The sequence below is a fragment of the Comamonas sp. E6 genome (assembly GCF_001010305.1).
In the GTDB taxonomy this organism is placed as follows: domain Bacteria; phylum Pseudomonadota; class Gammaproteobacteria; order Burkholderiales; family Burkholderiaceae_C; genus Comamonas; species Comamonas thiooxydans.
The window spans coordinates 104,440-128,608 of sequence record NZ_BBXH01000019.1 but is presented as its reverse complement, the minus strand read 5'-3'; the positions used below and the strand labels follow the sequence as shown (position 1 = coordinate 128,608).

Here is a 24,169-nt window from a genome sequence, read left to right as displayed (position 1 = left end):
TACCGACTTACACCGTGCTGTAAGTCTCAGGAGTGCGTCTTGCAAGTTCTATTTCCCAACCCCTTCGGCCAGCCTGCCGCCAGCGCACAGGAAGTTGCAGCGCTGCAGGCGCACATTGGCTTCTCAGATGCTTATGCGCAGTTTCTGATCACACAGAACGGCTTTTCCATGTATGCGCTGGAACAGGCCTCAGACCACGCCAGCTATCTTCATGACAGCACCGAGATTGCCAGCGAAAGCCACGCCAACTTTGCCGACCTCTTCAGCTTTGGCGCGCAACTGCATCAGGAAGACCTGAAAACCGTGCAGTCCGAATTTCTGCTGGCCCGCTGGTTTGTAGCCATTGGCCACGACCAGGGTGGCAACCCATTTGTGGAAGTTCTGCACGGTCGGCACAAGGGAAAGATCGGCAGTCTGGACCACGACCTTTTTCTGGGCGCCAGCGATCTGCAGGAATTCTTCGGCGATATGGAGCTGGAGCATATTGCGGCACTCAGCCTCGCCGATCAGGCCGATGCACTGTGCGACTCCAAGCTGGGCCTAATCTGGTTTCACGCCAGTGACCTGAATCACTTTACGGCCTGCTGCATTCACTGCGACGACGGTTTCTGGGGCTTTGTAGTGGACGAGCCCAAAATCTGAGGCATCTGGGACAATCGCGGCCTTGTTCTTGCTCCATCGCCCTGCCCGCCGTGTCCTCCTCTTCACAGGTCCCCTTCCAGATTTTTGACGCCATCATCATCGGCGCCGGTGCCGCCGGCCTGTTCTGCGCGGCCCAGGCCGGCCAGCAGGGCCTGAAAGTGCTGCTGATCGATCATGCGCCCAAGGTGGCCGAGAAGATCCGCATCTCGGGCGGCGGGCGCTGCAACTTCACCAACCGAGATCTGGACGTGCGTGCGCCGCACAAGCATTTTGTGGGGCAGAACCCTCAGTTCTGCCGCTCGGCCCTCTCGCGCTTCACGCCTGCCGACTTCATCACGTTGATGGACAGACACGGCATTGCCCACCACGAAAAGCACAAGGGCCAGTTGTTTGCCGACCATTCGGCCGAGGACATCATCGCCATGCTGCTGGCCGAGTGCAGCGCGGGCGGCGTGCAGCGCTGGCAGCCTTGCCAGGTCAAGAAAGTAGTGCTTTCGCCGTCAAACCAAGACACAGAAAGCGATTTCAGCTATCAGATTGAAACCGATCGTGGCCTGGTACAGGCCGCCAATCTGGTCATTGCCACCGGCGGCCTGAGCATTCCCAAGATAGGCGCCACCGACTTCGGCTACCGCCTGGCCCAGCAGTTCGATCTGCCGCTGATCGAGCGCACGCCCGGCCTAGTGCCCATGACCTTCGACGGCGAAGGCTGGCAACCCTACGCGGGCCTGGCCGGTCTGGCCCTGCCTGTGGAAATCAGCACCGGCAGCAAAAAGGAGCGCATGAGCTTCCACGAGGATTTGCTGTTCACCCACCGCGGCCTCTCGGGTCCCGCCGTGTTGCAGATCTCCAGCTACTGGAAGCCCGGCACCCCGCTGCAGATCAATCTGCTGCCTGGCGTGGATCTGGCCGAGGTGCTGGCCCAAGCCAAGCTCCACTCGCGCAAGCTGGTGGCCAACGAGCTGGCCGCCCACCTGCCCGCGCGCCTGGCCGATGCCTGGGTCGGCCGCATGCCCGAGCTGCAGCGCCCCATCAACGAGGCCGGCGACAAGGCCCTGGCCAGACTGGCCGAGCAGCTGTCGCGCTGGGAGATCACCCCCACGGGCACCGAGGGGTATAAAAAAGCCGAGGTCACGCTGGGCGGCGTGGACACCAAGGTGCTGTCCCAGCAAACCATGGAATGCAAGACCCGGCCGGGCCTGTACTTTATCGGCGAGGTGGTAGACATCACCGGCTGGCTGGGCGGCTACAACTTCCAGTGGGCCTGGGCCAGTGCCGCCGCCTGCGCCCAGGCCATGGCGGAAAAGCAGTCAGTCATGGTTTGAGCGACTGGAACCGAAGCGCCTGCCGCCATGAAAAAAGGATGGTTGAGCCATCCTTTTTTGCTGCCAGCGCCTTCGGCGCACCACCCGATCAGGCAGAAAACTCCTTGCCTTCATAGTGTTCGGGAACCTTGAGCTGCCCCGAGGCGATGGCAGCCGACGCCTTGGCCACGCGCTCGCGCACAGCGGCGGCCACGCCCTGGCCCATTGTCAGGCGTACGGCCGCCGGATCGCTCAGGCCAATCTTGCGAATACCCGGGCCGGGCGCACCGCGCTCCTGCATGTCCTTGACGGCCAAGAACGCGCCAATGCCCACATCGGCCCAGGCGGAAGCGACGAACACCTGCGGGTCCACCGTGGTCCAGTCGATCACATTGCCAATCTGGCGCGTGCCCGCTTCGCGGCAGGCCTGAGTCACGCCATCGCGGCCGGAGTTGAGCATGGTGAAGATCACATCGGCACCGGCAGCCATCTGGGCCTTGGCAATGCGGTGCGACAAAGCGTTGTCGTCCTGATCGCCCGAGAAGTTCGTCAGCAGCTTGACCCTGGGGTCGGTATCGCGCACACCGGCCGCATAGGCAGCACGCCCCTTGAGCCCCGGGGGCACGCGAATGCCCGACATATGGCCGACCACACCGGTTTTGGTGGTCAGCGCCGCCAGCACGCCCGCCAGATAGGCCGACTCTTCCTGCAGCACGTCATAGCTGCAGAGATTGCCTCCCTGTACCGCGCCCTGGGTCACGACGAACTGGGTTCTGGGAAAGCGCGCTGCGACTTCGGCTGCGGCCTGATTGTTCTGCCCGCCATGGGCAATCACCAGTTGCGCACCCTGCTCCGCAAGCTGTGCAAGAGCCGGCACCAGCAACTCCTTTCTGGGCGCCATGCCGTCGAGAAAGCGGGTCTGCACGCCCAGCTCCTGGCGTGCTTTTTCCAGGCCGCGCCAGCCGGCCTCCATAAAGCCCTTGTCGCTGCGCGAGCCCGCAAACAGACCGCCCACCACCAGGGAACCGCCGGATGCGGCAGGCCCGGAAACTCCGGCCCTGCCGGCACAGGCCGTCAATGCCAGCAAGCCCGGCACGGCTACGGCCGAAGCCATCCATTGGCGACGCGAAATAAATGAGAAATGAGAAGCGCTGGACAAGATGGAAGCTCCTTGAACACAGAAAAACAGCGACGCGCACAGGCACGAAACCCACTTATTCCTTGACCTCGGTCACGAAATAAAGTCCTCAAACTGTATGCAATTTCCGTGCACACGATACTCCCAAGAAACCCCAGCGCCGGGCTCGGCTGTCCTGGCTCCTGGGCAGCACCGTGCTCTTGCATTGCGCATCCGGCCTCGCTCCGCAATACACGCGACTTGAACGCGCCGATAGTCCAAAAGGCACAATGGCGGTGCCTGAATCTGGTCTGCGACAACGCCCTGCCTGCTGCCGCAAAACCATGTACGCGCGACCGATGCCGAATTGCTTCACACCCCATTCAAGACGCAGCCCAAGTCTTGGTCTATAATGCTCGACTTTGCTGGCATTACCCCGTCGGCCATACTAGTTAAAAAGTGGCGGGGAAACCGCTGTTCACGGCTCTCAGGCCCGATCTTCCCGAGAACCCTCTGTCAGCACAGATATATCTGGAAATTAAATGACTACCATCCGCGTCAAAGAAAACGAGCCCTATGAAGTTGCCCTGCGCCGCTTCAAGCGCACCATCGAAAAGCTGGGTCTGCTGACCGATCTGCGTGCTCGCGAGTTCTACGAAAAGCCCACAGCCGAGCGCAAGCGCAAGAAGGCTGCTGCCGTGAAGCGTCACTACAAGCGCGTTCGCAGCATGCAACTGCCTAAGAAGCTGTACTAATCGTTGATTAGGACCAGTCGGCCTTAAAACAGCCGCAAACCCGCGCTCGGGACGCCAGGCGCGGGTTTTTTGTTTTCTGGCCACTGCCAAGCCTGCCCGGCTGCGCAGTGACCTCCCAGCGCATGGACAGTCAGCGTCCGTTCGCCCACCCCAAGGAGAAAGCCATGAGCCTGAAAGCCCAGATTACCGAAGACATGAAGACCGCCATGCGTGCCAAGGACAGCGCGCGCCTGGGCACCATCCGCCTGCTGCAGGCCGCGATGAAGCAAAAGGAAGTGGACGAGCGCATCGAGCTCGACGACGCAGCCGTCATCGCCATCGTCGACAAGCTGATCAAGCAGCGCAAGGACTCCATCGCCGCCTTCGAAGCCGCCAACCGCGCCGATCTGGCCGATGTGGAAAAGGCCGAAATGGAAGTGCTCAAGGTCTATCTGCCCGAACGCATGGGAGAAGCCGAGATCACCGCAGCCGTGCAGGCCATCGTGGCCGAACTGGGTGCCTCCGGCCCCGGCGACATGGGCAAGGTGATGGGCGCCGTCAAGGCCCAGCTGGCCGGCAAGGCCGATATGGGCCTGGTGTCCGCTGCCGTGAAGGCCGCGCTGACCAAGTGAGAGCGCCCTGTGCGCTGCTTCATCAAGGCGCCTTACGGCGCCTTTTTTGTGACTGAACCATTAGTATTGATAGCTTTATCAGCTCTTTCATCAATGTTTTCAGACTGTTTTATATCTAAGAACTCTTAATGGCGCGCAGCAAGCTATGAAATTGTAAAAAACATTCACTGGATTCCGTCCGGGCAAGCCCGGATGGAAATCAAGCGCCTATGCCTTGCCAGGCTTCAGGCCCGGACGCACCAGCAACATGGCGACCACTCCGACGCCGGTGGCCACCGCTGCAGCAGTAAACATCGCCGAGTAGCCATGACGCAGAGTCAGATAGCCTGTCAGCGTCGGTGCAATGATGGCTGCCGTGTTGGCTATGGCATGCGTGATGCCGCTGAAGGTGCCGGTACGCGAACGAGGTGCCGTATCGATCACGACGGCCCAGTACACGGAGTTGGCCAGTGAGTTCATCGCATTGGCAACGGCAATCAGTCCCAGTGCAATCCATGGCGAGCTGCTGACCGAAACCATATAGAACACCACGCTGGTCACCAACAAGCAGGCTGCGGCAAACACCGAGCGCGCACGGTACAGGCTGCCAGTGCGCTTGAAGATGGCATCGGAGATACGACCGCCCAGGAGCACGGTGACACAAGCCCCGACCCAGGGAATCATGCCCAGATACCACAGCGACGAGAGGTTGAAGCCGAATTGATCCTGCAGATACTTGGGAGTCCAGGTCAGCAGCAGGAAGTTCACGTACATGAAGGCAAAGTAGGCCACCGCATTCAGTACCAGGCTATGGTTCAGGAAGTAGTGCCACCAGGGGATCGGCGTGTCGCTCAAGTCCGATGCCGATGCCGATGCGGAAGGGGCCGCAGGAACGCTCTTCCGTTCGGATCTCAGCTCACTATCAATGTAGCTCTTCTCGGCCTCAGAGATGAAGCGGTTGTCGGCGGGACGGTCTGTGAAAATTCTCAGGAAGTACCAGATCAGGCAAAGATTCAGCGAGCCCAGAATGATGAACATGCTGCGCCAGCTGCCGGTGAAGTGCAGCAGCGCGGTCGCTACCGGGGCTGTCAGCAGTGCACCCAGCGGAGTACTGACCAGGCCCAATGCGACCACGAAGCCGCGCTCCTTGGGGAGTGCCCAGACCGAGATGCTCTTGTTGATGGCCGAATAAGCGGGGCCTTCGGCAAAGCCGAAGACGATACGTACCATCGCGAAGCCCAGCAATGCCGAACTGAACAGCACTAGGCCGACGTCCCCCGCAAAGGCGGTGCAGATGGCCAAAATGGACCAGATTGAGCCCGCCCACTTCCAGATCTTTCGCGGTCCCAGACTGTCGGAAAGAAAGCCGCCAAGCAGCGCACCACACATGTAGCCGTAGCCGAAATAGCCCAGCAAGCTGCCCCACTGCGCGCGGTCGAATCCGTACTCGCCCGTGATGGCCCCGGCCGAGTATGAGATAGCGCCGCGGTCTATGTAGTTGAACAGCGCCATCAGCATGATGAACAGGAAGATGCGGTAGCGCTTTTTTTCGTCTATCAAGGAGTTCATGGAGAAGTCTCTTTCCTCTGGTCATTGCGGGGCGGTATCGGCATGCTGCGCTGCATGCTCCAGGGCACGGCCGGCGCGCAGCAGCAATGCCTCGTCGCCGAAACGGCCAATCAACTGCAGGCCTATGGGCAGACCAGCACTGCTGCCGAAGGGCACGGAAAGGCTGGGATGACCGGTGAAATTTGTCGGTGCCGTCAGTCGAATCAACAGCCAGAAGGTGGGATGCATCTGGCCATCGAGTTCGGTCAAGCGCTCCTGCAAGGATGGAGCTACTGTGCCTGTGGTCGGGGTCAGCAGCACATCAACCAGGCCCAGCACCCGGTCGAATGCCGCTCTGGCCGCAGCCTGGCTACCCTTGGCATCCAGGTATTCGGCCGCGCTGATGTCTTTGCCGGTGAGAAGCCGGGCACGTACCTCATCGCTGAACGGAAGCTCCTGGCGCAATGCACGCTGGTGATTGGCATAGGCTTCGGCACGCAGCACCACCTGTTGGGCATTGAAAATGTCCTGAATCTCGGGCAGATCAATTTCCACGATCTCAGCCCCTGAGTCGCGCAGAGCCTGTAGCGCTCTTGCATGACTCCGGCGCACTGGATCAGTGATAAATTCGCCATAAAAACGCTGCAACATTCCCACGCGCAGGCCTTTCACACCACGCTCAAGGGTGGCGCTGTAGGCCCCCGCACGGCCGGTCAACACCTCCAGCAGCCGGGCGCTGCCAGCCACATCGCGCGACAGCGTTCCCACATGATCCAGCGACTGACTCAGCGTGAAGACGCCATGCCTGGACAACAGGTCATAGCCGGGCTTAAGCCCCACCACGCCGCAGAGTGCAGCAGGCACCCGCACGGAGGCGCTGGTATCCGTGCCCAGCGCCAGGTCGCACAGGCCTGCCGCCACGGCAGCGGCGGAGCCACTGCTGGAGCCGCCACTGATGCGATCCGGATCGTGCGGGTTGCGCACTGGCCCGGACCATGACACATCTCCGGTAGGTCCATAGGCGAATTCATGGGTATTGGTCTTGCCCAGAATGACCGCACCGGCTACCCGCAGTGAGGTAACCACAGCGGCATCCTCCGTGGCTATCCGTGACTGGTATTGCTGCGAGCCCATCGTGGTGCGCAGCCCTGCGACATCTATCAGGTCCTTGACGCCCACGGTTTGGCCGTGAAGCGGCCCCAAGCTGCCCCCGTTGGCAGCAACCTGGTCGCAGAGATCGGCCTGCAGGCGCGCTCCTCCGGCATCTACGCTGATGAAGGTCCGCAGCGTACTGTCGGCAATGGCTTGCAATTGCTGGTCTGCATGCGCACGGCAGGCTCCGGCAGAGTCAGCACTCGCGCCCGGCGCGCGGAAGGGATTAGAGTTGGTTGGCATTGAAATCCTTGCATGTCACACGCTCAGGCCGACGGCTCTTTGCCCATCACCCAACCCAAACGTTTGTGTAATGTAATAACGCAGACTTTCAACCCCTATCCATGTTTACCCGAACGTTTGGGTTTGAGTCAAAAAAAGAGCCACAGCTAGTGCGGCTCGATAATTTCCCCCTCAGACCTCTTACGTATGCAGAGGTGAGAGATGGCGCGGCGCTTCCAGCTTCGCATCGGGCTGAGTGCTATGGCGTATGCGCAACTGGGGCTGCAGCCTGACCGAATCCGGCCTCATTCCGCTGATGCACTGCTGCAGCAACTCCATGCCGCGAAAGCCCATTTCATGCATGGGCGAATGAATGGTGGTCAGTGCCACAGGCAGGTAGGCGGCCAGGGGCGTGTCATTGAAGCCGACGATAGCCACGTCCTGCCCTATGCGCAGCCCCGCATCGCGGGCCGCGCCCATCAGGCCTATGGCCAGGAAGTCATTGGTCGCGAACACTGCCGTCGGAAACGGCCTGCGGCTGAACAATTGCAGACCCATCTGATAACCGGCATCCGCATGAAAGGCACTGTGCAGAACCCACTGCGAAGGGATGTCCACGCCACAGGCCGCACAGTGATCGACGAAGCCTCTGGCACGATCCGCACCGGTGCTGGCAAACTCCAGGCCCGCCAGGACGGCAAGCCGGGTGTGTCCCAGGGACAGCAGATGCTCTGCCGCCATCCGTCCTCCTAGAAGGTCGTCGCACGTGATGGAGCAGAAGTCCGGTCCCAGATGGCGGCTGACCAGAACCAGCGGCATGCCCCGCTGCTGCAATTCATCCAGCATGGGACGGCACTGTGGCCGGGCATCTGCAAAGATCAGCCCGTCTACCTTGCGCCCTAATGCATTGGCCAACTGTTCTCGCTCATGCTCGAGGTTGTCACCTGTATGGGCCATGAATGTCACATAGCCACGCCGCAATGCTGCTTCGTTGATGCCTTCGTAGATCATCGCGCCCACGAGATCCGAGATATAGGGCAAGAAGGCCGCAATGCTGTTGCTGCGATTGGTGCGTAGTCCTTTGGCTTGCAGATTTGGCCTGTAGTTGCGTTGCTGGGCCAGTTCGCGGATGCGTCTTACCGTGGGCTCCGATGCCGCAGCCCGTGCATCCTCATCGGTCCCGTTGAGCACCCGCGAGACCGTGGAGACATGGATCTTGAGCTCTTGGGCAATGGAGCGCAGTGTGGGCGCGTGCGAGGAGGACTTCATGCTTTGAAAGAATTTAGCCAGAACTCGGCCGCAACCATGACATGACCACGACAGTACCCGGCAGGGACGAAGCACCGATTATGGATGGCGGAGCCTCCCCCTGGGATGGGTCTGCAAGCCCTGCTGCGCAAAATACGTTTGCAGGAATTCGACAGCCACGCGCACCTTGGCTGAGCGCTCCAGCCGTGTTGGATAGACAGCCCATATATTGGCCTCCTGCTGCCAGGGGGCAAGCACTCGCACCAGTTGCCCGGACTGTAGTTGAGCAGCCACGTCCCACACCGAGCGTAGGATGATGCCGTGCCCATCCAGCGCCCACTGCGCAACCATCTCGCCGTTGTTGCTGGACAGCGGCCCGGTCACTTTGACCGTGGACTCCTCGCCACCGGCGCGCAGCTTCCAGACACCGAAGGGATGGTCACGCTCCTTGATGACCAAGCAGTCATGCGCAGCCAGCTCGTCGAGCGTGCGCGGGCTGCCACGCCGCTGCACATAGGCCGGGGCCGCACACAGCACGCGATGGTTGTCGGCCAGATGCCGGGCAATCAGGTGCGGTGCGATCTCGTCGCCCACGCGCACATCGAGATCAAGTCCTTCGCCCGCCACATCGACGATACGGTCAAACACATCCAGTCTTACCTGCAGGCCCGGATGCCGAGCCACCAGCTCGGACACGGCCGGCGCCACTATGTTGCGGCCGAAACCGAAGCTGCTGCTCATGCGCAGCAGACCGCGCGGCTCTCCTGCGGTCCTGCTCACATCCTGTACCAAATGGTCTATGTCATCGAGGATACGCTGTGCCCACTGGAACACGCGCTCGCCCTCCTCCGTCACTGCCATGCGGCGCGTAGTGCGGTGCAGCAGCTTCACGCCAAGCGCCTCTTCCAGCAGACGTATGCGTTTGCTCACATAAGCAGGCGAAGCACCCAATTCCTGCGAGGCTGCTGCAAAGCCGGCACGGCGCACCACAGAGAGAAAGACACGCAAATCTTCAGGCAGCAAATTTTTAAACACGATATGTAAACAATCAGACTACAACTGCAGGATTGTCTTCAATCAAAGATGGTTTGAGAATAGTTTCCATCGCTTCTTCAAGCATTTCAACGAGCAAACGCCGAACCATGACCACCATTAAGAAAATCGCAGTTCTCGCCGGCGACGGCATCGGCAAGGAAGTCATGCCCGAAGGCCTGCGCGCGCTGGAAGCCGCAGCCAAGCGCTTCGACCTGCCGCTGGAGTTCCACCATTTCGATTGGGCCCATTGCGACTACTACGCCGAACACGGCCAGATGATGCCCGACGACTGGAAGGCCCAGCTCTCGGGCATGGACGCCATCTTCTTCGGCGCCGTGGGCTGGCCCGCCACCGTGCCCGACCATGTCTCGCTGTGGGGCTCGCTGCTCAAGTTCCGCCGCGAATTCGACCAGTACATCAATCTGCGTCCGGTGCGCCTGTTCGAAGGCGTTCCCTGTCCCCTGGCCGGCCGCAAGCCCGGCGACATCGACTACTACGTGGTGCGCGAGAACACCGAAGGCGAATACACCTCGCTGGGCGGCGTGATGTTCGAAGGCACAGACCGCGAGATCGTGATCCAGGAATCGGTCTACTCGCGCAAGGGCGCCGACCGACTGCTCAAGTACGCGTTCGATCTGGCCCAGAGCCGCGCCAAGAAGCACGTGACCCTGGCCACCAAGAGCAACGGTATCGCCATCAGCATGCCCTGGTGGGACAAGCGCGCCGACGACGTGGCCAAGGACTACCCCGAAGTCACGCTGGACAAGCAGCACATCGACATCCTGACCGCGCGCTTCGTGCTTCAGCCCGGCCGCTTCGACGTGGTGGCTGCCACCAATCTGTTTGGCGACATCCTGTCCGACCTGGGCCCTGCCACCACGGGCACCATCGGCCTGGCGCCGTCGGCCAACCTCAACCCCGACCGCAACTTCCCCTCGCTGTTCGAGCCCGTGCATGGCTCGGCGCCCGACATCTACGGCAAGAACATCGCCAACCCCATCGCCATGGTCTGGTCAGGCGCGCTGATGCTGGACTTCCTGGGCCGCAGCGAAGATGCCTGGCGTCAGGCCCACGACACCATCGTGGCTGCCATCGAGCACACGATCAAGGCCGGTCCGCTGACGCCCGATCTGGGCGGCAAGGCCGATACCACCGAGGTGGGCAAAGCCATCGCGGCGGCCATCGCCAACGCCTGATGACTCCTGGCTGGCTGCGGCCGGCCTGATTCAAGATGAGAAGCACCCCGTGCAGACAGGACCTGCACCTGGGTGCTTTTTCACGCCTGCGCCGCCAGGCCACCGGCGGCGGCGCGGCTTCAGCCCGGGGATTTGGCTTTGGCTTGCGAAGCCGGTTTTCTGGCCGCCCGGGCCTGGGCATTGCGCTGCGCAGCGGCCTGCACCAGCGCCTGGAACGCTGCGCCGTCGAGCGCTTCGCCGACATGCAGGTCTATGGCCCGGCGCGTGGCTCCTTCAAGACTGGCATTGAACAGGCCGGCCGGATCGGCCAGGGCCGCGCCATGCGCGAAGGTCAGCTTGACCACGGCCTTGTAGGTCTCGCCCGTGCACAGAATGCCGTCCTGCGACCATACGGGCGTTCCACGCCATTTCAGCTCTTCCACCACGGCGGGCAAGGCCTCGCGGATCAGCGCCCGCACGCGGGCCAGCATGGCGCCGCGCCAGTCGTCCAGGCCGGCAATCCTGGCATCGATCAGAGCCGAAGCCTCGGGGCCGCTGACAGGTTCGGCCGAAGGTGCAGGCATGGGTAGCAAGGCAGTCATAGATGGGTCTCCATGGTTGGACCTGGAACCATGTCCGGCACAAGGCTCAAGACATGGGACAAGGATTGCACCACGGTAGCACGCCAGAGCAGAGCGGTCCCAGAGTGCCAGCCCGCCCTATATCAGGCTCATACCAGGCTCAGCCCAGCTCCCCCGCAATCTCGCGCAGGCATTCGACCAGCAAGCCCGTGGTCGGCGTCAGCGGCTGGCCACGCAAGGTGATCAGTCCCACGGGCGGCAGATCTATGGGCACGACCAGATCCAGCATGGCCAGCGTACCCAGGGCAGCATGGCAGCGGGCCACACCGCGCGCCATGAAGGCCACGGCGCCGCGCTGGTGTACAAAGGTCAGCTGCGAGAGAAAGGACGCGGTCTCCACGATGTCGGCCGGCGGGTGCAGGCCGTGGGCATAGAACTGCTGCTCCAGCTTCACACGCAGCGAGGCCCAGGGCGGTGGCAGCACACAGGGCTGGCCCGCCAGGGCCTGCCAGCTGGCCGCGCCCGGCGCCAGCAGCGCATGACCGGGTCGCACCACAGCCACCATGGGATCGTCGTACAGAGCCTCGGTCTCCAGGTCGGGCGCGGCATAGCCAGGCTCCAGCCGTCCCACGAACAGATCCAGCTCGCCCAGGCGCAGCTTGGGCAGCAAGCGCGTCAGGTCCCCTTCCTCCACCATCACCGTGGTCTGGTCCGAACGCGCTTTCAAGCGCTCCACGGCGCGCGCCAGCAGCACCGGCGTGGCCACCACCATGGCCCCCACACTGGCGCGCCCGCGGGCACCGCTGGCCTCGGCAGCCATCTCGTCGCGCGTGCGTTCGAAACCGGCCAGCACCGAGCGTGCAAAACGCACCATGCTGACACCGGCTGCCGTGGGTTCGGTGCCGCGCGTGGAGCGCTCGAACAGAGCCATGCCCAGCATGCGTTCGACCTCGGCCAGAGTCTTGGAGACGGCAGGCTGGGTCACTGCCAGAAACTCGGCCGCACGGCCCAGGTGGCGGAACTGGTCCAGCGCCACCAGCAGCTGCAGATGGCGCAGCTTGAGGTTGGAGCGCAGCACACGATCGATCTTGCTCATGGGGCTTCATTACCTAATAGTTATGAAGAGAGTCTATCTTTTCATTGGATTGTCATGGAGCAGTTTTGAACAATCGGGGCTGGCAGTTCATATAACGACAGGAGACAAGCGATGATCCCCCCACACAGCAGCCGACGCAGCTTTGTGCTCGGCACCCTCGGCGCAGCCACGCTCGGCACTTCCACCACCCTGCTGGCCCAGACCTGGCCCGAACGCCCCATCACCTTCATCTGCCCCTGGCCTGCCGGCGGCACGGCCGACCAGTCCATGCGCGCGCTGTGTACCGTGGCCAGCCGCATCCTGGGCCAGGCGATTGCAGTGGAAAACCGCGCCGGAGCCTCGGGCATGATCGGCTCCAAGGCCCTGGCCTCGGCGAAGCCCGATGGCTACACCATCGGCCAGATCCCGATCTCGGTCACGCGCTTCTCCCAGCTGGGCACGCTGCAGGCCGATCCGCGCAAGGACTACACCTATATCGCGCGTACCTCGGGCCAGACCTTCGGTATCGCCGTGCCGGCCAACTCGCGCTTCAAGACCCTGCAGGACTTCGTCGCCGCCGCCAAGGCCAAGCCCGGCAGCATCACGTACGCCCACGCCGGCGTGGGCGGCGCCACGCATGTGGGCATGGAAGAATTTGCGGCCGCAGCCGGCATACAGCTCAGCCACGTGCCCTACAAGGGCGGCGCCGAGGCGCTGCAGGGCGTGCTGGGCGGCCATGTGGACGCGCTGGCCGACTCCAGCTCCTGGGCTCCGCATGTGGAAGCCGGCAAGCTGCGCCTGCTGGCCACCTGGGGCGAGCAGCGCACGCCGCGCTTCAAGGACGTGCCCACGCTCAAGGACCTGGGCTACAACGTGGTCGTCGATGCGCCCAACGGCATCGGCGCGCCCAAGGGCCTGCCGCCCGCCGTCGAAGCCAAGCTGCGCGATGCCTTCCGCCAGGCCGTGGCCAGCCCCGAGTTCAAGTCCGTGGCCGACAGGCTGGACGCCCCACTGCTCTACCTGGACGGCCCCGACTACGCCAAATATGTGAACACGGTCTACCAGAAGGAAACCGTGCTCATCGACAAACTCAAACTGCGCGAGCTGATGCGCTGACGCGCCGCGTCCCCGCCGCATCCCCACCGCCTCAAGCCCGCCATCCCCGGACTCCAAGATGCTCTCCTCCTCCTCTTCCCTGCTGCACCTGCACCCCAACGACAATGTGCTGGTGGCCAAGACCGCCCTGGCCCTGGGCCAGGACATTCCCGAGCTGGGAGTGCGCACGCGCGCCCAGGTGCCGGCCGGCCACAAGATCGCGGCACGCCGCATCGCCGAGGGCGAGCAGGTCAAGAAGTACGACACGGTGATCGGCGTCGCCACCCGCGATCTGGAGCCTGGCGACTATGTGCACAGCCACAACCTCAAGCTGGTGGACTACTACCGCGACCCCTCGTTCGGCGCCGACGTGCGGCCCGTCCAGTATGTGCCCGAGGAGCAGCGCGCCACTTTCCAGGGATTTGTGCGAGCGGGCGGCGGCGTGGGCACGCGCAACTTCATCGGCATCCTGTCCTCGGTCAACTGCTCGGCCACCGTGATCAAGCGCATTGCAGCCCACTTCACGCCCGAGCGGCTGGCAGCTTTCCCCAATGTGGACGGCGTGGCCGCCTTTGCCCAGAGCAGCGGCTGCGGCATGTCCTCACCCAGCGAGCACTTCGATGTGCTGCGCCGCACCCTGGCCGGCTATGCGCGCCACCCCAACCTGGCGGGCGTGCTCATCGTGGGCCTGGGCTGCGAACGCAACCAGGTCGATGCATTGGTGGATTCGCAAGGCCTCAAGGAAGGCCAGTTGCTGCGCACCCTGGTGATGCAGGAAGTGGGTGGCACGCGCGCCACCATCGAAGCAGGTATTGCCGCCATCGAAGAAATGCTGCCCATCGCCAACCAGGCGCAGCGCAGCACCGTCAGCGCCGCCCATCTCAAGATCGGCCTGGAATGCGGCGGCTCGGACGGCTTCTCGGGCATCACTGCCAACCCCGGCCTGGGCGCGGCCATGGACATTCTGGTGCGCCACGGCGGCACGGCCATTCTGTCCGAGACACCCGAGATCCATGGCGTGGAGTTCATGCTCACGCGCCGCGCCATCAGTCCCGAAGTCGGCCAGAAGCTGCTGGACCGCCTGGCCTGGTGGGAACGCTACGCAGCCGGCCAGAACGCCCAGTTCAACGGCGTGGTCGGTCATGGCAACCAGGCCGGCGGCCTGGCCAACATCTTTGAGAAATCCCTGGGCAGCGCCATGAAGGGCGGCACCACGCCGCTGCGCGCCGTCTATGAATATGCCGAGCCCATCACCGAACACGGCTTCGTCTTCATGGACTCGCCGGGCTACGACCCGGTGGCCTCCACGGGCCAGATCGCCAGCGGCGCCCAGCTGATCTGCTTTACCACGGGCCGCGGCTCCATGTTCGGCAGCAAGCCCGCACCCACCATCAAGCTGGCCAGCAACACCCCCATGTACAAGCGCCTGCAGGAAGACATGGACATCAACTGCGGCGTGGTCGTCGACGGAGAGCTGAGCGTGCCCGAGCTGGGCCAGCAGATCTTCGAGCAGATCCTGCACCATGCCAGCGGCGAGCCAACCAAGAGCGAAGCCCTGGGACTGGGCGACCATGAATTCGTGCCCTGGCATCTGGGCATCGTGAGCTGAGGAAAACGCATCTTCCAGAGCTTCCCGCCCATACCCAATCTTCACTTTCTGCGATTTTCACCATGAACGCCACGCCACTCAGACTGCAACGCACCGAACTGCAGCGCAGCGCCAACTTCATCGCCGGCACCTGGACGCCCGCTGCCAGCGGCGCCAGCTTTGCCGTGACCGATCCGGCCACGGGCAGCACCATCACCAGCGTTCCCGATTCAGGTGCGGCCGATGCACGCACCGCCGTGGACGCCGCCCAGGCCGCCCTGCCAGCCTGGCGCAAGCTGCCGGCCAAGCAACGCGCCGCCATCATCAAGCGCTGGAACGATCTGGTGCTGGCCCATCAGGACGATCTGGGCACGCTGATCTCGCTGGAGCAGGGCAAGCCGCTGGCCGAGGGCAAGGGCGAAGTGGCCTATGCAGCCAGCTATATCGAATGGTTCGGCGAGGCCGCCACGCGCATGAATGGCGAAGTCATCCCAGCGCCCGTGCCGGGCCGGCGCATGTTCGCCCTGCTCGAACCCGTTGGCGTGGTCGCCGCCATCACGCCCTGGAATTTCCCGGCCGCCATGATTGCGCGCAAGATCGCGCCGGCCCTGGCTGCGGGCTGCACCGTGGTCTGCAAGCCGGCCGAGGACACGCCGCTGACCTCGCTGGCCCTGGTGCTGCTGGCGCACGAAGCCGGCGTGCCGGCCGGCGTGCTCAACATCGTCACGGCTTCGCGTGAGCGCACGCCCGAGGTGGTCGATCAATGGCTGGATGACAGCCGCGTGCGCAAGATCACCTTCACCGGCTCCACGCCCGTGGGCAAGCATCTGGCGCGCCGCAGCGCTGACACGCTCAAAAAGCTCTCGCTGGAACTGGGCGGCAATGCGCCCTTCATCGTCTTCGAGGATGCCGATGTGGCAGCCGCCGTGGACGGCTTTATGGCCGCCAAGTTCCGCAACGGCGGCCAGACCTGCGTCTGCCCCAATCGCGTCTTTGTGCACCGCACCGTGTACGAGGCCTTTGCCCAGCAACTCAGCGCCCGCGTGGCAGCCCTGCACGTGGGCCCGGCCAGCGACCCGGCCTCGCAGATCGGCCCCATGATCAATGACCGTGCGGTCGAGAAGATCGCCCGCCATGTGGAGGACGCGGTGGCCAAGGGCGCCAAGGTCCTCACCGGCGGCAAGCGCCTGACGGAACTGGGCCCCACCTACTACGCCCCCACCGTGCTCTCGGGCGCCACGGCCTCCATGGCCTGCGCCTGCGAAGAAACCTTCGGCCCGGTGGCTCCGCTGACCGTGTTCGACGACGAGGCCGAGGTCATCGCCGCCGCCAACGACACGCCGTTCGGTCTGGCCGCCTATTTCTACAGTCAGGACATACGTCGCATCTGGCGTGTCGCCGATGCCCTGGAGTCGGGCATCGTGGGCGTCAACGAAGGCGCTCTGGCCGCCGAGGCCGCGCCCTTTGGCGGTGTCAAGGAGTCAGGCTACGGCCGCGAAGGCTCGACCCACGGGCTCGACGATTACCTGCACACCAAATACGTCTGCCAAGGTGGATTGGATTGAATGCAGGACACCTCCCTGAGGCGCTGCGCGGCCAGCCCAGACCCTTGCTTGGCGTCTCTGGCTTGTGCCGCGCCAGTTACAGGCGCCACGCCTATTCACCGGCACTCAGCCCTTTCACTGAATCGAGACTCCCATGCCCGCACTGAACCCCTTCAAGACCGCCATCGCCGCACGCCAGCCCCAGGTCGGGCTATGGCTGTCCATGGCCGCCCCCTACCTGGCCGAAGCGGCCGCCACCACAGGCTATGACTGGTTGCTGATCGACGGCGAGCATGCGCCCAACGATCTGCGCAGCACGCTGGGTGCGCTGCAGGCCGTGGCGCCGCACGGCGCCCAGCCGGTGGTGCGAGTCGTGGAAGGCAGCACGGCCCTGATCAAGCAGATGCTGGACATTGGCGCCAAGACACTGCTCGTGCCCATGGTGGACACGGCAGACCAGGCCCAGGCCATCGTGGCCGCCACGCAATACCCGCCCCTGGGCGTGCGCGGCGTCGGCAGTGCCGTGGGACGTGCCTCTCAGTGGAACAGCCGCGCCGACTATCTGAATGTGGCCGACGACGAGGTCTGCCTGCTGGTGCAGGCCGAGACCACCACGGCCCTGAAAAATCTCGAAGCCATCTGCGCCGTGGACGGCGTGCACGGCGTCTTCATAGGCCCGGCCGACCTGGCGGCCTCCATGGGCCACCGCGGCAACCCCGGCCACCCCGAGGTGCAGGCTGCCATCGAGGCAGCGATGCGGACCATTGTTGCCTGCGGCAAGGCTGCAGGTACGCTGACCTCGGACCCCGCGCTGGCACAGCGCTACCTTCAGCTCGGCTGCAGCTTTGTGGCCGTGGGCGTGGATGTGCTGATGTTCGTGAATGCCGCGCGCAAGCTGCGTACCCAGTTTGCCGGCTCCACGGTGGCGGCCCCGGCACTGCCAGGAGCCGCCTACTGAAGCCTTGAAGCACCGTGCAGAAGTTGCAACCATGCCCGCATATCCTGATGGAAATGTCGCAGAGCCGCCCAAACCTCGGTCGCATCACAATGCGCGTGGCCTCTCAGCCACATCTGCACATCAGGTCATCGCTGCTGGAGCGCTCTGTGCCGAACCTCTGCACCGCAAGTTCATGCGGCGACGGCGCCTGGCGCGGTCGGCGGGTTGGCGGCCAGCCAATGCTCAAACTCCTTCGGTGCCAGCGGCCGGGCGAACAGAAAGCCTTGCGCCACCGGGTAGCCCTGCTCGCACAGCATCACGCTCTGCGTTGGCGTTTCCACTCCTTCCGCCACCACGGTCAGGTGCAGACTCTTGCCAATGCCCAAAATAGCACTGCTCAACGCCCGAGCCGCCTCGTCATGTTCAAGATCGGCCACGAAGCTGCGATCCAGCTTGAGTTCGCTGACCGGCAGGCGGCGCAGATAGCTGAGGCTGGAGTAGCCGGTGCCGAAATCATCCATGGACAGGCGCACGCCATGCGCATGCACCTCGTCTATGGTCTTCATGGTGCTGGGGTTGGTGTCCAGCAAAATGCTTTCCGTCAGCTCCAGGGTCAGGTCCTGCGGCACCAGATCGTTTCGGTCCAGCGTGTCGGCGATCATCCGAGGCAAATCCAGATTGTGAAAGCTCGACGGCGACAGATTGACCGATACTGCGGGGACTTCCATCCCCCTGGCCCGCCACTGCGACAACTGGCGACAGGCTTCTTCCAGTGCCCAGCTTCCCAGATCGGCGATCAGCCCGCACTCTTCTGCCAGCGGGATAAAGCGGGCAGGCGAAATCTCGCCCAGCTCGGCATGGGTCCAGCGCGCCAGGGCCTCCACGCCATACAGACGGCCGGTGGCCATTTCGATCTGAGGCTGATAGTGCAGACGCAGGCCACCGCTTTTGAGCGCCTTGCGCAGTGCAGTCTCCAATGCCAGGCGCTCCTGGGCCAAGCGGTTCATTTCGCTGCTGAAGAAACAGAAACGGCCGCGCCCCTTGCTCTTGGCCTGGTACATGGCCATGTCGGCACGATGCACCAGGGTCTCCATATCCCTGCCGTCCATGGGAAACATTGCAATGCCCACGCTGGCGGATATGGTCAGCGAGGTGTCGGCAATATTCAGAGGCTCTGACAGCAACTCCTGCAGGCGTTCGATGGTATTGGCCACATGCTCCGCATCGCATTGCGGCAGCACGGCAACAAACTCGTCACCCGACAAACGCCCGGCAATATCGGAACTGCGCAGCACGCGCTGTAATCGCGTCGCGACATTGCGCAGCAATTCATCCCCTACAGGATGACCCAGAGAGTCATTGACCTGCTTGAACCGGTCCAGATCGATGAACAGCACCGCCAACTGCTCGTCATTGCCGGCAGCTGACGCAATCGCCTGATCGGCCTTGGCCTGCAGCAGACTTCGATTGGGCAATCCGGTCAGGCCGTCGTAGAAGGCCAGCTGACGAATGCGCGCGCGCGACAGCTCACGCTCCAGCGCCAGGGCGCACAGATGAATGCAGGCATCCACCAGTTGCTGGTGAAAAGCCGAGGCATCCCCGGTCAGCTGCTCCCGGTAATAGAACGCGAAAGTACCGATCGGCTTGCCGCCGCTGTTGCAGATGGGAGTGGACCAGCAGGCTTTGAACCCCAGCGGCAGGATCAGGTGCTTGAAATTCGCCCACAGCGGGTCTTTTGCAATATCGTCGACCAGCACCGGCGCATTGCGCCAGGCTGCTGTGCCGCACGAACCCACGTTAGGGCCTATGGCCAGCCCCTCGATCAGCGCCGAATAGGACTGGGGCAGGCTTGGCCCGGCCAGCGGGTGAAGCAGCCCCTGGGCATCCACCTCGAGAATCGATGCCGTCACCTCCGGAGCAATCCTCTCGACCTCCAGGCACACCATCTCCAGCACCTCCACCAGCGGCCGCTCGCGTGCCATGGCTTCCAGCACGCGGTGCTGCAAGGCCTCATGCATCTTGGAACGCGTGATATCGGTCAGCATCGACACCGTGTATTGCCAGTGCCCGTCCGCGTCGAGGATGGGGTTGCTGATGACCTTGGCCCAGTAGCGCTGACCGTTCTTGCCGACCACTATTTCCTCGCGCCCCACGGGCTGGCCGGCGCGCAGCGCCGAACGGTACAGATCCACCGAAGCCTCGGACACCTGGGGAGCCAGCAGGGCAATCGGCATGCGTCCCGCGACCTCCTCAGAGTGCCAGCCGAACATGCGCGTAAAGCCGCCGTTGACATGCACGATGCGTGAGCTTCCATCACTGATGACCACTGCCGTATCGGAGGCATCGGCCACCAGGGACAAGCGACGCAGGTGCTCCTGCTGCGCCTGCTCCCGGGCGCGCCGCTGCGTGACGTCGGTAGCGATCTTCAGAATATGCATCACCCGGCCCTGGGCATCCATCACCGGTGAATAGGTAGCCTCCAGCCAGCAACTGCTGCCATCGCTGCGTAGTCGCTCCACCACTCCGGAGTAGGCATTGCCTGCACACAGATGCGTCCAGATTTCCCGATACCTGGCACTGTCGGCCAAGCGCGCAGAGCAAAAGCTGCGATGTGGGCGACCCAGAGACTGCTCACGCGTAAACCCCATGAGCTGCAGATAGTTGTCATTGGCACGGTGCAACGACCCATCCAGGCCAAATTCAGCCATGGCCATTACCCTGTCCAAGGCCTGCAGCTGGGCCAGCTGCAACTCAGGAGGCATCGCGCCAATATCTCCCTCTCGCATCATTATTCCTTTGCATATTCGCATCCCAGGCCGGCTCGAATCCGGAATGGAAAAGTCATGCTTTTATCTGGATGCCGGCAATAATAATGACGAAAACGAGATTCAATATTCGTGATTCAGGCCGAGTGCTCAAAAAAACTTCGATCGACAACCGCTATTGACTTGCGAGCCTGTGCTGCGCTGGCAAAGTGCTCTGCCGGGCAGTCACAGGCTGCTGCGGCAGAGCAGCGGTGTGCCCTGCTATCAGCCAGCCGGTGTCTCAGCGCCGCCATTTGCCGCCAAACTGGTTGACCACCATGCCCAGCAGAACGCCCAGCGTACCCAGCCATTGCAGGCCATTGGGGGCTTCTCCCAGCAGCAGCATGGCCGACAGCAGACCGATCACCGGCACCAGCAGCGACAAAGGGGCCACGGTGCTGGCCGCATAGCGCTGCAGCAACCGCGTCCACAGACCATAGCCCAGCAAGGTGGACAGAAAAGCCAGATAGGCGATCACCCCAAGCTCGCTCCAGCCTATGGACTGCAGCTGCGAAGCCACCGAATCCGCGCCATCCACCCACAGGGACAGCAACAGCAGCGGCAGCATGGGGAAGACGCTGGTCCAGACGATGAAGGACACCGGCTCATACGAGCCTTGCTTGGCCGCCATCCGCGTCAGCAGGTTCGAGCCGGCCCACATGGCAGCGGCGCCCACGGTCAGCACAAAACCGATCAGCGTCATATCCGATGCCCCCTCACCATGGGCTGCACCAATCAGCAGCAGTCCGGCAAGAGCGATGAGCAGACCCAGCCATTGCCAGCGCTGCGGTTTCTCGTGCAAGAACGCAGCCGCCAGCAGCATGGTGATGAAGGCCTGGGTCTGCAGCACCACGGATGCCATGCCGGCAGGCATGCCCAGCTTCATGCCGGTGAACAGCAGGCCGAACTGCCCGACCCCTTGCACCAGACCGTAGGCGGCCAGCAGACCCCAGGAAAGATTTTTGGGCGGACGCACGAACAGCAGAAACGGCAGCGATGCCGCGGCAAAGCGCAGCGCGCACAGCAGCAGGGGCGAGAGCTTGGCCAGCCCCCACTTCATGACCACGAAATTAAGACCCCAGACCACGATGACGATGATGGCGCTGAGCCAGTCCGGACGGCTCATGCCGGAGGTGGGTGAGGATGCAGAACTCATGACACTGACAACTGATATTGGATTTTCTAGATCAAGCCCCCTAGTATGACTTGCCATCAGTCATGGCTGGCTGCGAAAGCGGTCAAATCGAACACCGGGACTGCAAACGGTCTTACTTGAGCAGATACCGGTCCATTTTGATCGGCAGCATGAGCAAGGCCTTGAATACATACAGGACGATCAAAGTGCCGCTGAAGTCGCCCAGAATCATCACCAGAAGCTGGTCCATCTGAAAACCATCCCCTATGACGACGGACCAGGCCTGGTGCAGCAAGGCATTGCTCAGTCCGTAGATCACACTGAGCCACAGCAGGCGACGCGGCGTGAGATCACTGAGAGATCGCCCGAGCCCCATCCATTTGCGAGCTGCGCAATAGGTGCCATAAGGGGCAAGCGTGGCCATGATGCCGCCCGCAAATGCCCGCAGCCAGTCATCCGGAAAAAAGTAGAAGTTGCAGACCAGCCATGACACGGCAAAAAGCCCGACCACGCCCGCCTCCGCAAAAAGCAGGGTACAAAGCAGACGAGCGCCTGCAGGCAGGTAAATCCAGTTGACACCCCTGACAAATTCCAGTTCGGAGAAAATCCACTGATTAAGAGCCAGCATCGCCAGGAACAGCAAAGCCGTGATAACCGCCACCGAAAATTGCGTCCAAATGTTCTTCATGCGCTGCCGCCGAGCTTGTTCACTGTCTGCACAGTATTATGAGTGCCGTTTATTCGCTCTTTGTTAGCGGCGCGTCGCCTGTTTTTGCCTTCTCATGCCAAAGTCCCTGTCTGCCGATATCTATTTACGCTTTCTGCACCTGGCAGCGACCATCCGCAACCTGCCAGTGCTGCCCGCACTGGATCCACTGGAGGAACGCCTGCTGGAGCAAATCGCCAATGCCGGCACGCGCCAGGAGCGTCTTTGCGTCCGGGATCTGATGGCCCAGCGTGAACTGGGGTCTCCGGCCACGATTCACACCCGTCTGAAATCCATGCGCCAGAAAGGCTGGATCCTGCTGGCCGATACCGAGGATGCCAGACGCAAGCAGATCGAGCTCAGTGCCGATGCCCACAAGCATTTCGAGAAACTCTCGCACTGCATAGTTCAGGCCGCAGCCGAGAGCTGATGCAGAAATGAAAAAAAGCAGCCACCGGGCTGCTTTTTTTCATGGAGCGACCGACAGCGATCAGCTGCCAGCCACCTTCATGCGATTGATCAGCATGGAGCCCACGGTCTTGGCACCATAGTTATAGGCATCGGCTCCGATGGCCTCTATGCCCTTGAACATGGTCTTGAGGTTGCCCGCGATCGTGATTTCGTCCACGGGGAAAGCGATCTCGCCGTTCTCCACCCAGAAGCCGCTGGCGCCGCGCGAATAGTCGCCGGTCACATAGTTCACGCCCTGGCCCATCAGCTCGACCACGAACAGGCCCGTACCCAGCTTCTTGAGCATGGCATCCAGATCATCGCCCGCCTTGGTGCGGCGCGAAGTCATGACCAGATTGTGCGAGCCGCCGGCATTGCCCGTGGTCTTCATGCCCAGCTTGCGCGCCGAGTAGCTGGACAGGAAATAGCCTTCCACGCGGCCGGCATCGACCACCTTGCGAGCCTGCACGCGCACGCCCTCTTCGTCAAAAGGCGAGCTGCCCTTGCCGCCCAGGACAAAGGGGTCTTCCTCGACATCGATGTGCTTGGGGAAGATGGGCTTGCCCATGGAGTCGAGCAAGAACGTGCTCTTGCGATAGAGCGCGCTGCCGCTGACGGCCTGCACAAAGCTGCCCAGCAGGCCGGCGGCCAGCGGAGACTCGAACAGCACCGGGCATTCGGTAGTCGGGATCTTGCGGCTGCCCAGACGGCTCAGCGTGCGCTCTGCGGCGTAGCGGCCCACGGCCTCTGGCGAGGCCAGATCTGCAGCATTGCGCATGGAGCTGTACCAGTAGTCGCGCTGCATCTCGCCATTCTTGCCGGGCAGCTTGGCGATGGGCGCCACCGACATGCTGTGGCGCGAGCTGGCGTAGCCGCCACGAAAACCGTTGGTATGGGCCGTGAAGAAATGGCTTTGCTGGGCCGAGACGCCCGCACCTTCGCTGTTGCTCACGCGGCGGTGGGTCTTGAAGGCGGCCTCCTCGCAGCGCAGTGCCATCTCCGCAGCGGCTTCGCTGGTGATATCCCAGGGATGGAACAGATCCAGGTCGCGGTGCGTGCCGGGCAGCGCGATATCTGCGCTGTCCGGCAGGCGGGCAAACGGGTCTTCTGCGGTGAAGCGGGCGATGTCATAGGCAGCCTGCACGGTCTGCTTGATGGCGGCTTCGGAGAAGTCCGAGGTGCTGGCATTGCCCCGGCGCTGGCCCAGATAGACGGTCACGCCCAGCGACTTGTCGCGGTTGCGCTCCACGGTCTCCAGCTGGCCCTTGCGCACGCTGACCGACAGGCCGCAGCCTTCGGAAGCCTCGGCGCCGGCGTCCGTCGCACCCAGCTTTTTGGCATGCTGCAAAGCCTGGTCCACCAGCCCCTCGAAAAAGGCTTGGCTGAAGCTGAAACCGGCTTGCGGTGCGGATTGGGCCTGTGCACTGGAAGTGCTTGTATTGCTGGAGCGAGGTTTTTTCATAGCG

Annotated in this window: 21 protein-coding genes; 10 read left to right on the top strand and 11 right to left on the bottom strand. The window is 62.9% G+C overall.

Annotated features, from left to right (window positions below):
• The first annotated feature begins 39 nt into the window (after positions 1-39).
• Both CSE6_RS17635 and CSE6_RS17630 read left to right on the top strand, forming a co-directional pair.
• Positions 40-642, top strand: a complete 603-nt coding sequence (locus CSE6_RS17635) for an SMI1/KNR4 family protein (protein WP_059441119.1) — start codon at positions 40-42, stop codon at positions 640-642.
• 50 nt (positions 643-692) lie between these two features.
• On the top strand, positions 693-1,967 hold the full coding sequence (locus CSE6_RS17630) for an NAD(P)/FAD-dependent oxidoreductase (protein WP_059441118.1): 1,275 nt from the start codon (positions 693-695) through the stop codon (positions 1,965-1,967).
• Positions 1,968-2,055: 88 nt separating this feature from the next.
• Here the strand turns inward: CSE6_RS17630 and CSE6_RS17625 are convergent, their stop codons facing one another.
• Positions 2,056-3,105, bottom strand: coding sequence for a BMP family protein (locus CSE6_RS17625; RefSeq protein WP_238585733.1), 1,050 nt, complete (start codon positions 3,103-3,105; stop codon positions 2,056-2,058).
• Between the two features lie 500 nt (positions 3,106-3,605).
• On the opposite strand from CSE6_RS17625, the gene rpsU reads away from it, so the two are divergent.
• Both rpsU and CSE6_RS17615 read left to right on the top strand, forming a co-directional pair.
• The gene (rpsU, locus tag CSE6_RS17620; RefSeq protein WP_003052999.1) at positions 3,606-3,818 is read left to right on the top strand and encodes a 30S ribosomal protein S21; all 213 of its coding nucleotides are present in this window, start codon (positions 3,606-3,608) and stop codon (positions 3,816-3,818) included.
• 164 nt (positions 3,819-3,982) lie between these two features.
• A complete protein-coding gene (locus CSE6_RS17615; protein ID WP_012839308.1) occupies positions 3,983-4,429 on the top strand; it encodes a GatB/YqeY domain-containing protein in 447 nt (148 codons plus the stop codon).
• Between the two features lie 207 nt (positions 4,430-4,636).
• On the opposite strand, the gene CSE6_RS17610 is transcribed toward CSE6_RS17615, so the two are convergent.
• The 4 genes from CSE6_RS17610 to CSE6_RS17595 all read right to left on the bottom strand — a co-directional run bounded on the left by CSE6_RS17610 (position 4,637) and on the right by CSE6_RS17595 (position 9,613).
• Positions 4,637-5,977, bottom strand: a complete 1,341-nt coding sequence (locus CSE6_RS17610) for an MFS transporter (RefSeq protein ID WP_034409345.1) — start codon at positions 5,975-5,977, stop codon at positions 4,637-4,639.
• 21 nt (positions 5,978-5,998) lie between these two features.
• Positions 5,999-7,351 carry an amidase gene (locus tag CSE6_RS17605; RefSeq protein WP_080746010.1) on the bottom strand — a complete coding sequence of 451 codons (1,353 nt, stop codon included), beginning with the start codon at positions 7,349-7,351 and terminating at the stop codon, positions 5,999-6,001.
• A 180-nt stretch (positions 7,352-7,531) separates the two neighbouring features.
• A complete protein-coding gene (locus CSE6_RS17600) occupies positions 7,532-8,599 on the bottom strand; it encodes a LacI family DNA-binding transcriptional regulator (RefSeq protein ID WP_034409348.1) in 1,068 nt (355 codons plus the stop codon).
• Between the two features lie 78 nt (positions 8,600-8,677).
• Complete coding sequence (locus CSE6_RS17595) at positions 8,678-9,613, bottom strand: LysR substrate-binding domain-containing protein (RefSeq protein WP_052088959.1); 936 nt, start codon at positions 9,611-9,613, stop codon at positions 8,678-8,680.
• Between the two features lie 107 nt (positions 9,614-9,720).
• On the opposite strand from CSE6_RS17595, the gene CSE6_RS17590 reads away from it, so the two are divergent.
• Positions 9,721-10,809 (top strand): tartrate dehydrogenase, encoded by a 1,089-nt coding sequence (locus CSE6_RS17590; protein WP_059441116.1) that lies wholly within the window; start codon positions 9,721-9,723, stop codon positions 10,807-10,809.
• Positions 10,810-10,928: 119 nt separating this feature from the next.
• Here CSE6_RS17590 and CSE6_RS17585 read toward each other — a convergent pair whose 3' ends face one another.
• Positions 10,929-11,390, bottom strand: coding sequence for a DUF1801 domain-containing protein (locus tag CSE6_RS17585; RefSeq protein ID WP_034389462.1), 462 nt, complete (start codon positions 11,388-11,390; stop codon positions 10,929-10,931).
• Positions 11,391-11,529: 139 nt separating this feature from the next.
• Complete coding sequence (locus CSE6_RS17580; RefSeq protein WP_034389463.1) at positions 11,530-12,465, bottom strand: LysR substrate-binding domain-containing protein; 936 nt, start codon at positions 12,463-12,465, stop codon at positions 11,530-11,532.
• A gap of 111 nt (positions 12,466-12,576) precedes the next feature.
• Between CSE6_RS17580 and CSE6_RS17575 the strand changes: the two genes are divergently transcribed.
• The 4 genes from CSE6_RS17575 (at position 12,577) to CSE6_RS17560 (ending at position 17,629) form a co-directional block, all read left to right on the top strand.
• Complete coding sequence (locus CSE6_RS17575) at positions 12,577-13,560, top strand: tripartite tricarboxylate transporter substrate binding protein (protein WP_059441115.1); 984 nt, start codon at positions 12,577-12,579, stop codon at positions 13,558-13,560.
• A 58-nt stretch (positions 13,561-13,618) separates the two neighbouring features.
• Positions 13,619-15,148 (top strand): UxaA family hydrolase, encoded by a 1,530-nt coding sequence (locus tag CSE6_RS17570; protein ID WP_059441114.1) that lies wholly within the window; start codon positions 13,619-13,621, stop codon positions 15,146-15,148.
• A 62-nt stretch (positions 15,149-15,210) separates the two neighbouring features.
• On the top strand, positions 15,211-16,692 hold the full coding sequence (locus CSE6_RS17565; protein WP_034380101.1) for an NAD-dependent succinate-semialdehyde dehydrogenase: 1,482 nt from the start codon (positions 15,211-15,213) through the stop codon (positions 16,690-16,692).
• Positions 16,693-16,825: 133 nt separating this feature from the next.
• Positions 16,826-17,629 (top strand): aldolase/citrate lyase family protein, encoded by an 804-nt coding sequence (locus CSE6_RS17560; protein WP_034380104.1) that lies wholly within the window; start codon positions 16,826-16,828, stop codon positions 17,627-17,629.
• Positions 17,630-17,799: 170 nt separating this feature from the next.
• Here CSE6_RS17560 and CSE6_RS17555 read toward each other — a convergent pair whose 3' ends face one another.
• The 3 genes from CSE6_RS17555 to CSE6_RS17545 form a co-directional block, all read right to left on the bottom strand.
• Positions 17,800-20,394, bottom strand: coding sequence for an EAL domain-containing protein (locus CSE6_RS17555; RefSeq protein WP_059441136.1), 2,595 nt, complete (start codon positions 20,392-20,394; stop codon positions 17,800-17,802).
• Between the two features lie 259 nt (positions 20,395-20,653).
• Positions 20,654-21,568 carry an EamA family transporter gene (locus tag CSE6_RS17550; RefSeq protein WP_034352742.1) on the bottom strand — a complete coding sequence of 305 codons (915 nt, stop codon included), beginning with the start codon at positions 21,566-21,568 and terminating at the stop codon, positions 20,654-20,656.
• Positions 21,569-21,680: 112 nt separating this feature from the next.
• Positions 21,681-22,235, bottom strand: coding sequence for a hypothetical protein (locus CSE6_RS17545; RefSeq protein WP_034389464.1), 555 nt, complete (start codon positions 22,233-22,235; stop codon positions 21,681-21,683).
• Between the two features lie 94 nt (positions 22,236-22,329).
• On the opposite strand from CSE6_RS17545, the gene CSE6_RS17540 reads away from it, so the two are divergent.
• On the top strand, positions 22,330-22,683 hold the full coding sequence (locus tag CSE6_RS17540) for a hypothetical protein (protein ID WP_003069365.1): 354 nt from the start codon (positions 22,330-22,332) through the stop codon (positions 22,681-22,683).
• 60 nt (positions 22,684-22,743) lie between these two features.
• On the opposite strand, the gene pmbA is transcribed toward CSE6_RS17540, so the two are convergent.
• Positions 22,744-24,165 carry a metalloprotease PmbA gene (gene pmbA, locus CSE6_RS17535; RefSeq protein ID WP_012839320.1) on the bottom strand — a complete coding sequence of 474 codons (1,422 nt, stop codon included), beginning with the start codon at positions 24,163-24,165 and terminating at the stop codon, positions 22,744-22,746.
• Positions 24,166-24,169: the final 4 nt, after the last annotated feature.

Coding starts and splice junctions, on each gene's coding strand:
- rpsU (WP_003052999.1), top strand. CDS start 3,606: ATGACTACCATCCGCGTCAAAGAAAACGAGCCCTATGAAGTTGCCCTG.
- CSE6_RS17615 (WP_012839308.1), top strand. CDS start 3,983: ATGAGCCTGAAAGCCCAGATTACCGAAGACATGAAGACCGCCATGCGT.
- CSE6_RS17610 (WP_034409345.1), bottom strand. CDS start 5,977: ATGAACTCCTTGATAGACGAAAAAAAGCGCTACCGCATCTTCCTGTTC.
- CSE6_RS17605 (WP_080746010.1), bottom strand. CDS start 7,351: ATGCCAACCAACTCTAATCCCTTCCGCGCGCCGGGCGCGAGTGCTGAC.
- CSE6_RS17600 (WP_034409348.1), bottom strand. CDS start 8,599: ATGAAGTCCTCCTCGCACGCGCCCACACTGCGCTCCATTGCCCAAGAG.
- CSE6_RS17590 (WP_059441116.1), top strand. CDS start 9,721: ATGACCACCATTAAGAAAATCGCAGTTCTCGCCGGCGACGGCATCGGC.
- CSE6_RS17585 (WP_034389462.1), bottom strand. CDS start 11,390: ATGACTGCCTTGCTACCCATGCCTGCACCTTCGGCCGAACCTGTCAGC.
- CSE6_RS17580 (WP_034389463.1), bottom strand. CDS start 12,465: ATGAGCAAGATCGATCGTGTGCTGCGCTCCAACCTCAAGCTGCGCCAT.
- CSE6_RS17575 (WP_059441115.1), top strand. CDS start 12,577: ATGATCCCCCCACACAGCAGCCGACGCAGCTTTGTGCTCGGCACCCTC.
- CSE6_RS17570 (WP_059441114.1), top strand. CDS start 13,619: ATGCTCTCCTCCTCCTCTTCCCTGCTGCACCTGCACCCCAACGACAAT.
- CSE6_RS17565 (WP_034380101.1), top strand. CDS start 15,211: ATGAACGCCACGCCACTCAGACTGCAACGCACCGAACTGCAGCGCAGC.
- CSE6_RS17560 (WP_034380104.1), top strand. CDS start 16,826: ATGCCCGCACTGAACCCCTTCAAGACCGCCATCGCCGCACGCCAGCCC.
- CSE6_RS17555 (WP_059441136.1), bottom strand. CDS start 20,394: ATGCGAGAGGGAGATATTGGCGCGATGCCTCCTGAGTTGCAGCTGGCC.
- CSE6_RS17550 (WP_034352742.1), bottom strand. CDS start 21,568: ATGAGTTCTGCATCCTCACCCACCTCCGGCATGAGCCGTCCGGACTGG.
- CSE6_RS17545 (WP_034389464.1), bottom strand. CDS start 22,235: ATGAAGAACATTTGGACGCAATTTTCGGTGGCGGTTATCACGGCTTTG.
- CSE6_RS17540 (WP_003069365.1), top strand. CDS start 22,330: ATGCCAAAGTCCCTGTCTGCCGATATCTATTTACGCTTTCTGCACCTG.
- pmbA (WP_012839320.1), bottom strand. CDS start 24,165: ATGAAAAAACCTCGCTCCAGCAATACAAGCACTTCCAGTGCACAGGCC.